Raw genomic sequence first — 6,289 nt, forward strand, 5'->3', positions numbered from 1 at the left:
CCCCAGCCTGTGCACTTTCCATCGCGCCACTTCTTGACTTTGTCGATTTTCGCTTACACAAGATTTTACACCAAGCCTCAATGACGAAAACTTTTTGTTTCATCGCAACACCCCTTGGCAATTTTATCTTCATCTTGCATCGCAGTTGCTTTGACCGCTTCGGCCTCTTCTCTGGTTGCATAGTGTACCCTATTTTCCATCGCTGGCTGCCCCTTCTCTCAAAAATTTGATACTGGGAACATCAGCACTGTTTTGAACCCCTTCCGCGGCTCACTTTCCATGGCTATGGTTCCCTTGTGAGCCTCCGCAATTTGCCGAACCAGCAGAACGCCCATGCCATGCCGCAGATCTAGCTTTTCATCTGTACTCTCCAGGCGGCGGTGATCTATGGTCAGCTCCTTCAGCTTCTCAGCCGATACTCCCGCGCCGTCGTCCGCAACCTCGACCGTGATACCGGCTTCTCCGCATAGGACTGAAGCGGAAATCCGGCAGCCCTGTGGGTTGTGAACAATACTGTTCTGGATCAAATTGCCCAGAGCGCGTTTCAGCAGGGCCTCGTCGCCCAGAATGGACACCGATTCGCTTTCCTGGTCGGCACAGAACTCTATCTCATACTGTTCCTCCAAGCCGCTGTCCAAAAATTCGCAGACGGCCTGCCGGGCCAGCTCCACCAAATAGACCGTCTCCATCCGAAGGGGCTGCATGGCATATTCCAGTCTTGATGTGAGGTTCAAATCAGAAATCAGGCTCCGCAGCCGCTCTCCCTGCTTTCGGATGCAGGCCGCCTGCTCACGGGCGGACGCCGGGAGTGATCGGTCATCCTCCATCTGTCCAGCAAAACCCAAAATCACCGAGAGTGGCGTTCGCACGTCATGGGAGATACCGCTGATCCAGTCGGCGCGGGCGCTGTCCTTTTTGGCAATAAAAGCCCCCGCCTTGTTAAGCTGGCGGTTGATCTCCGCCAATTCTCCCTTCTCCGGGAGACTGACCGGCTGGCCGGAGGAAACCGTTTCAATCCCCCGCAAAATAGGCGTGACTGCCTTTTCAACGTGCCGAGTGTTCTTCCAGATCAGCAGGACCACCACAATGATATTGGTCAGAAAGACGGCAGCCAGCCCGACAAGCAGTTTTCTCGCATAGCTCTCACTGACAGAAAAGTAATACTTCGCCTGACTGCCCTTTTCACCGCCTACTACCAGCAGCCCCTGGGGATGCTCCTGCACATAGACCGGATAATCCCCCAAATACCACCGGCTGAATTTTGCCACATCCGCTGCCGTGTACTGCCGGGGCAGTTCCTCCGGCAGTTTGCTCTGAAAGATGACCGTTCCGGTATCGTCCAAAATCATCGCCCAGGCGTGATGTTCTTCCAGAATTTCGTCCAGCACCCCAGCCGCCGTCAAATGTCCGGTTCCATCCAGAGTAATGCTGTTACAGATTTTGCTTATAGAGATTTCCGGTGTCTCCGAGGTCTGCCAGGCCCAAATCAACACAGAGAAAAGCAGGACAACATTGAGCAGCAGGAACAGCGCGATAATGCCTACCATGGATAAAAAGTATTTCCGAAAGAAGCGTTCCACAGGTTTCATTTCTCTGGCTCCTTTACCACCAGCTTATACCCCAAGCCCTTCACTGTCAGGAGCGATACGGGCTTTGACGGATTTTTCTCAATTTTCTCCCGCAGATGCCGGATATGGGTCATCAGCGTTGTCTCATACCCCTGCCAGATGTCCCCGCACAGCGTCTGACACAGAATGCCAATGGTGACGATCCGGCCCGCATTCTCCGCCAGCTTTTCAAAAATGCTGAACTCCTTGGCGGTCAAGGGCGTCCGCAGTCCATCTCGGATAACCTCTGCCCGGTCTAAATCCACCGCGGCAGCGTTCAGCGTAACAACCCGCTCTTTTTCAGGATAGGCCCGTTTCAAAATTGCCTGAACCCGCAGCAGCAATTCCTTCGGGAGAAAAGGCTTGACCAGATAATCGTCCGCCCCCAACTCGAACCCGGCAAAGCGGTCCTCGGTTTCCCCCTTCGCGGTGAGCATAAGAACGGGAACTTTGCTGACGGCCCGAATTTCCTGGAGCAGTTCAAACCCGTCCATATCCGGCATCATCACATCCAGAATGATGATGCCGGGTATTTTTTTCGCCATCACCGCCAGCGCCTCTTGCCCGGAGGCCGCTGTTGTAATCTGTGTATATCCGGTGCTCTCAAAAATGGAGCGGATCATTGTCCGCAAATCTTTTTCATCATCTACAACAAGGATTTCTCTGTCCAGCATATAAGCCCCTCCTGTCCGCACTCATTATAGCGCAGAAACTAAAAATTGTATATGCCGCCAGCGCAATCTCAAGGTTATCTCAAGGTTCCCTCAAGGATCGCTCAAGGATGGTGTTGTATATTGACCCTACAAAGGAGGTAACCGCTATGAGCAAAATCGTCATCGAAACAAAACAACTGACCAAACAGTACGGAACGCAAAAGAGCGTGGCGGAGCTGAACATCCATGTTCAAAGAGGCCGCATCTATGGTCTGCTGGGCCGAAACGGAGCCGGAAAAACCACCACCATGAAGATGCTGCTGGGCCTGACCCAGCCCACCTCCGGGGAAGTGACGATCTGGGGAAAGCCCTTGCTTGGTAACGAGAAGAAGCTGCTGCCCCGCATCGGCAGCCTGATCGAATCCCCCGGCTTCTATCCCAATCTGACGGGGACGGAGAACCTGCGTATTTTCGCCGCACTGCGGGGACTGAAAAACCAGAACGCAATCAAAAGCGCCCTGGAGCTGGTGGGCCTGCCCTACCGGGATAAGAAGCTCTTTTCCCAATGCTCCCTGGGCATGAAGCAACGCCTGGCCATTGCCCTGGCGGTGATGCACGACCCGGAACTGCTGATTTTGGACGAACCCATCAATGGCCTGGACCCCATTGGTATCGCCGAGGTGCGCTCCTTCATCCGGGCACTGTGCGACGAGCGGGGCAAGACCATCCTGATCTCCAGTCACATTCTCTCCGAGGTGGCGCTTCTGGCGGATGACATCGGTATCATCGACCACGGTGTGCTGCTGGAGGAGGAGAGCCTTGCGGACCTGGAGGCCAAGAGCGAACGGTATGTCCGCTTCACCATCTCCGACACGGAGCGGGCGGCGGAGGTCTTGAACGGTTTGTTTCACGAAAATCAGTTTGCCGTACAGGACGGCCATCATCTGCGGCTGAATTCTGCCAAGGTTCCCGTGGCAGAGATCGTCTCCGCCTTTGTGCAGTATGGTCTGGAGGTGTCGGAGGCCGCGACCGTGGAGGAAAGCCTGGAGGATTACTTCAAGCGGGTGACCGGGGGTGAGGGGATTGCTTAAACTGATTTCCTGTGAACTGGCGAAGCTGAAACGGAAGAAGTTTATTCCTTTTGTGATTCTCTCCGCGTTCCTGTTCCCGCCCCCGGTGGCGCTGATGATGCTGACGCCCCGCATGATGGAGCGGTACGACACGAAAGCCGAGCTTTTTGACGACTTTTATCAGTTTGTCCTGGGCTATGGGGTGGAGCTGCTTCTGCCCTGTATCATCGGCGTCATCGCCGCCATGCTGTTCTTTATGGAACGGGACAACGACACCTTCAAAAACCTGCGGACCATCCCGGTGACCAGCACCCAGATGATTTTCGCTAAAATTATCGTTCTGTTCCTGTTCGGGCTGATCTTCTGCCTGTCCACAGCCGCCGTCACCATTGTCTGCGGGAGCCTGATTGCTGAGGTCGGCGGGCTGGGCTACAAGCTGTGGTTGGCGGTGGAGATGGGGATCTTCATCACAGCAGGCACCCTGCCGTTGGTAGTGCTGGTGGTCTTTTTCAGCAAGACCTATATCTTCTCCGTCCTGCTGTGCATTTTTTACAGCGTGTTAAGCCTGACCGCCGAAAGTAGCTTCGGCGTCCTGCCGAAGTTTTTGTGCTGGCTGATGCCGATTCCCCTTACAAACCTCTGGTGCGCGGGGGATATGGTTCGGCATGGCGTCAAGGGCAGCTTGGGGGAACTGGAGTACCTGGTCCCCTCAACAATGCAGACCGTTTTGATTTTGGGCGCGATGGTGGTCCTGTCCATTCTGGTGATTGACCGGCTGTATAAAAGGAGAGGGGGAGATTGAGATGCTGGTACTGCTGAAAACTGAAGTTTGGAAACTGAAACGGTATCACATGGTCTGGGCAGGGGTTTTCCTGATGCTGCTGTCCGTCCTGCTTACGGTTTTCTCCACCACCGCCCAGGATGGAAGCGTATGGACCTTCTCCCATTTCGTGGAGCAGGTCCTGAAGAACAACATCACAACGATTTTCCCCATGTGCATCGCTTTGATTACCGGATATATCATCAGCCGGGAGGGAACGGACGACACGCTGAAAAACATTCTGACGGTCCCCCTGTCCTTTCCCGCTCTGCTGGCAGGCAAGCTGGCTGTCTGCGGGCTGCTCTCCCTGTTCCTGGGGATCATCAGCACTGTGTTCACTGTGACGGCATCCTCCCTTTTGGGCTTCCCCGGTGGCGATTTTCCGGCAGTCATGCAGGCCGGGTTGCAGATCATATTCAACTGCCTGTTCCTCTATATCGCGGTTCTGCCAATCATCGCCATCGCCGCCCGCATTCCAAACGGTCACTTAGTTGGAGCGGTGGCAGCCTTTGTCTACGGCTACGGCGGCATGTTCGCGGCGGGGAACATGAATTTGGCAAATTTGTATCCCGTGACCGCAAGCATGGGGCTGATCGGATACCGCAGCTATGATGCGGCCGTCCATTGGGATCCGCTGCTTTGTATGCTCAGTTTGCTGGCCGCTCTGCTGATTGCCGCCGCTTTTGTGGCAACAGCAAAAAAAGGCGCGGCTCCAAAGACAGCAAAAAAGCCCAAGCGGGTCATCACAAAAAAGGTTGGTAAGGGGTGTCAAACAATATGAAGAAAAAAGTGAAAATCGTAATGGGTGCCGCCGCTGTCCTGCTCATTGGTCTGATCGGCTTTTGCACATGGTTCCTCTCCGGCTCCGGCAGCACCGAGTATTACGCCCAGATCGACAACAGCAAGGTGGAACAGGTTGATGTCAAGGGAGGCGTAATCAGCCTGAAAGGAAACCTGCCCTACTCCTACACGCTGACGGCCTATGATGAAAAGGGTGCCGAGAAAGAGATCACCTTTGGAACTTCCAGAGAACTGCGGGAAGGGGCCTTTATCCGTCTGACCGTCATGCCGGTCCGCGGCGTCCTGGATTGGAGCGAGGTACAGTATGACGAGCTTCCGGCAGAGGTGCAGGCACACTACACAGCCCCAGCAAAATAATAAATTCATGTAAATCTGTCAGCTCAGCAGCGAAACCGCCGCTGGGCTGATTTTTTCAAATTATCAAACCGATTATTTTTTGCTCCAAGTGGAGATCAGAATATTGCAGTTTGATCGCATCTTTCCTTTGGAGCAAAAGAACGGCAGCTTTTTTCTTACGCTGTCGTGCAGCAGTTTCTGTTTTTCTATTTGCTTGGACGCTGATTAGTAGTGATGCCGATTTCACGTCCCACAAACAGATTGCACCTCATAAAATCAAGAAACTGTGCCTTTACATGGCAAATGCAGATATAATGAAAATCAAAGCAGCCACAACAACGTGATGTTTCCAGGTCAGGCTCAAGTACCCAACAAACTCCCGAATCAATGCGTTCAGTGTGAAGTACCATTTTGTCTTAGCTCCGAAACCGATACATTTCAACCCCTGCTGCTTTGCCAGGAGCAGAGCCCGGAATACATGATAGGCTGTCGTCACAACAATGACCCTGGGACGGTCCCGATCCATAAGTTCTCTGGAAAACAGCAAATTTTCCTCTGTCGAAGTGGATTTTCCCTCTACGATAATCTTCCCCAGGTCCACGCCCTTCCGTTCCGCATACCTTGCCATAGGCTTCCACATCTGTCAGAGAGTCCGGGTCTGCCAGCGCCGCCAGATAGACCTCCCTGCCCTGGGTGATGAGCCATCCTCTAAAGTAGGAGAAGTCATTGTGGTCGCAGACATTTTCACACATCAGCGAGGCGGCGGTCCACAGGCCGTATTGATAGGATAGCTTCTGGTATCCATACAGAATGTCGTGGAAATTCTGGGCCTGCTGCGGACCGCGGGCGGCGAGCTGTTCGTACAGCCAATGGAGGGACGCGTCCATGTCCTGGCCGCACTCCTCTTTCGCCCCGGCAATCAGATTCCAGAAATCGTATTTGCTCATTTCCATCCCCGGCTGCGCCGGATACCACTGTTTCTTCAGACTTCCCGCAAGGCTG

Annotated in this window: 8 protein-coding genes and 1 pseudogene; 5 read left to right on the forward strand and 4 right to left on the reverse strand. The window is 53.9% G+C overall.

Annotated features, from left to right (window positions below; genetic code table 11):
* Positions 1–230, forward strand: a 230-nt coding sequence (locus NFS22_RS22865) for a hypothetical protein (protein ID WP_251319943.1), incomplete at its 5' end; no start/stop codon positions are given.
* On the opposite strand, the gene NFS22_RS22870 is transcribed toward NFS22_RS22865, so the two are convergent.
* Both NFS22_RS22870 and NFS22_RS22875 read right to left on the reverse strand, forming a co-directional pair.
* Positions 219–1,589: a sensor histidine kinase gene (locus NFS22_RS22870; protein ID WP_251319944.1), complete on the reverse strand. Its 1,371-nt coding sequence runs from the start codon at positions 1,587–1,589 to the stop codon at positions 219–221. The two genes, NFS22_RS22865 and NFS22_RS22870, sit on opposite strands and share 12 nt — an antisense overlap.
* On the reverse strand, positions 1,586–2,281 hold the full coding sequence (locus NFS22_RS22875; RefSeq protein WP_251319945.1) for a response regulator transcription factor: 696 nt from the start codon (positions 2,279–2,281) through the stop codon (positions 1,586–1,588). Before NFS22_RS22875 ends, NFS22_RS22870 begins: the two co-directional genes overlap by 4 nt.
* 146 nt (positions 2,282–2,427) lie before the next feature.
* On the opposite strand from NFS22_RS22875, the gene NFS22_RS22880 reads away from it, so the two are divergent.
* The 4 genes from NFS22_RS22880 to NFS22_RS22895 are packed head-to-tail and all read left to right on the forward strand — an operon-like array spanning position 2,428 to position 5,308.
* Entirely contained in the window at positions 2,428–3,351 is a 924-nt protein-coding gene (locus NFS22_RS22880; protein ID WP_251319946.1) for an ABC transporter ATP-binding protein, read from the forward strand.
* Entirely contained in the window at positions 3,335–4,132 is a 798-nt protein-coding gene (locus tag NFS22_RS22885) for an ABC transporter permease (protein WP_478293314.1), read from the forward strand. Before NFS22_RS22880 ends, NFS22_RS22885 begins: the two co-directional genes overlap by 17 nt.
* A gap of 1 nt (position 4,133) precedes the next feature.
* A complete protein-coding gene (locus NFS22_RS22890) occupies positions 4,134–4,931 on the forward strand; it encodes an ABC transporter permease (RefSeq protein WP_251319948.1) in 798 nt (265 codons plus the stop codon).
* Positions 4,928–5,308 (forward strand): YxeA family protein, encoded by a 381-nt coding sequence (locus NFS22_RS22895; protein ID WP_251319949.1) that lies wholly within the window; start codon positions 4,928–4,930, stop codon positions 5,306–5,308. Before NFS22_RS22890 ends, NFS22_RS22895 begins: the two co-directional genes overlap by 4 nt.
* Positions 5,309–5,579: 271 nt before the next feature.
* Here NFS22_RS22895 and NFS22_RS22900 read toward each other — a convergent pair whose 3' ends face one another.
* Positions 5,580–5,927: a YdcF family protein gene (locus NFS22_RS22900; protein ID WP_338148064.1), complete on the reverse strand. Its 348-nt coding sequence runs from the start codon at positions 5,925–5,927 to the stop codon at positions 5,580–5,582.
* A gap of 49 nt (positions 5,928–5,976) precedes the next feature.
* A pseudogene (locus NFS22_RS22905) lies at positions 5,977–6,240 on the reverse strand (DUF4240 domain-containing protein); the annotation flags it as partial.
* Between the last annotated feature and the right edge of the window lie 49 nt (positions 6,241–6,289).

Source organism: Flintibacter muris, assembly GCF_943192995.1.
Lineage (GTDB): Bacteria > Bacillota > Clostridia > Oscillospirales > Oscillospiraceae > Lawsonibacter > Lawsonibacter muris.

What these genes read in the sequence shown, in the direction of transcription:
- NFS22_RS22875 (WP_251319945.1), bottom strand. Translation starts at nt 2,281, where the DNA reads ATGCTGGACAGAGAAATCCTTGTTGTAGATGATGAAAAAGATTTGCGG.
- NFS22_RS22880 (WP_251319946.1), top strand. Translation starts at nt 2,428, where the DNA reads ATGAGCAAAATCGTCATCGAAACAAAACAACTGACCAAACAGTACGGA.
- NFS22_RS22890 (WP_251319948.1), top strand. Translation starts at nt 4,134, where the DNA reads ATGCTGGTACTGCTGAAAACTGAAGTTTGGAAACTGAAACGGTATCAC.
- NFS22_RS22870 (WP_251319944.1), bottom strand. Translation starts at nt 1,589, where the DNA reads ATGAAACCTGTGGAACGCTTCTTTCGGAAATACTTTTTATCCATGGTA.
- NFS22_RS22900 (WP_338148064.1), bottom strand. Translation starts at nt 5,927, where the DNA reads ATGTGGAAGCCTATGGCAAGGTATGCGGAACGGAAGGGCGTGGACCTG.
- NFS22_RS22895 (WP_251319949.1), top strand. Translation starts at nt 4,928, where the DNA reads ATGAAGAAAAAAGTGAAAATCGTAATGGGTGCCGCCGCTGTCCTGCTC.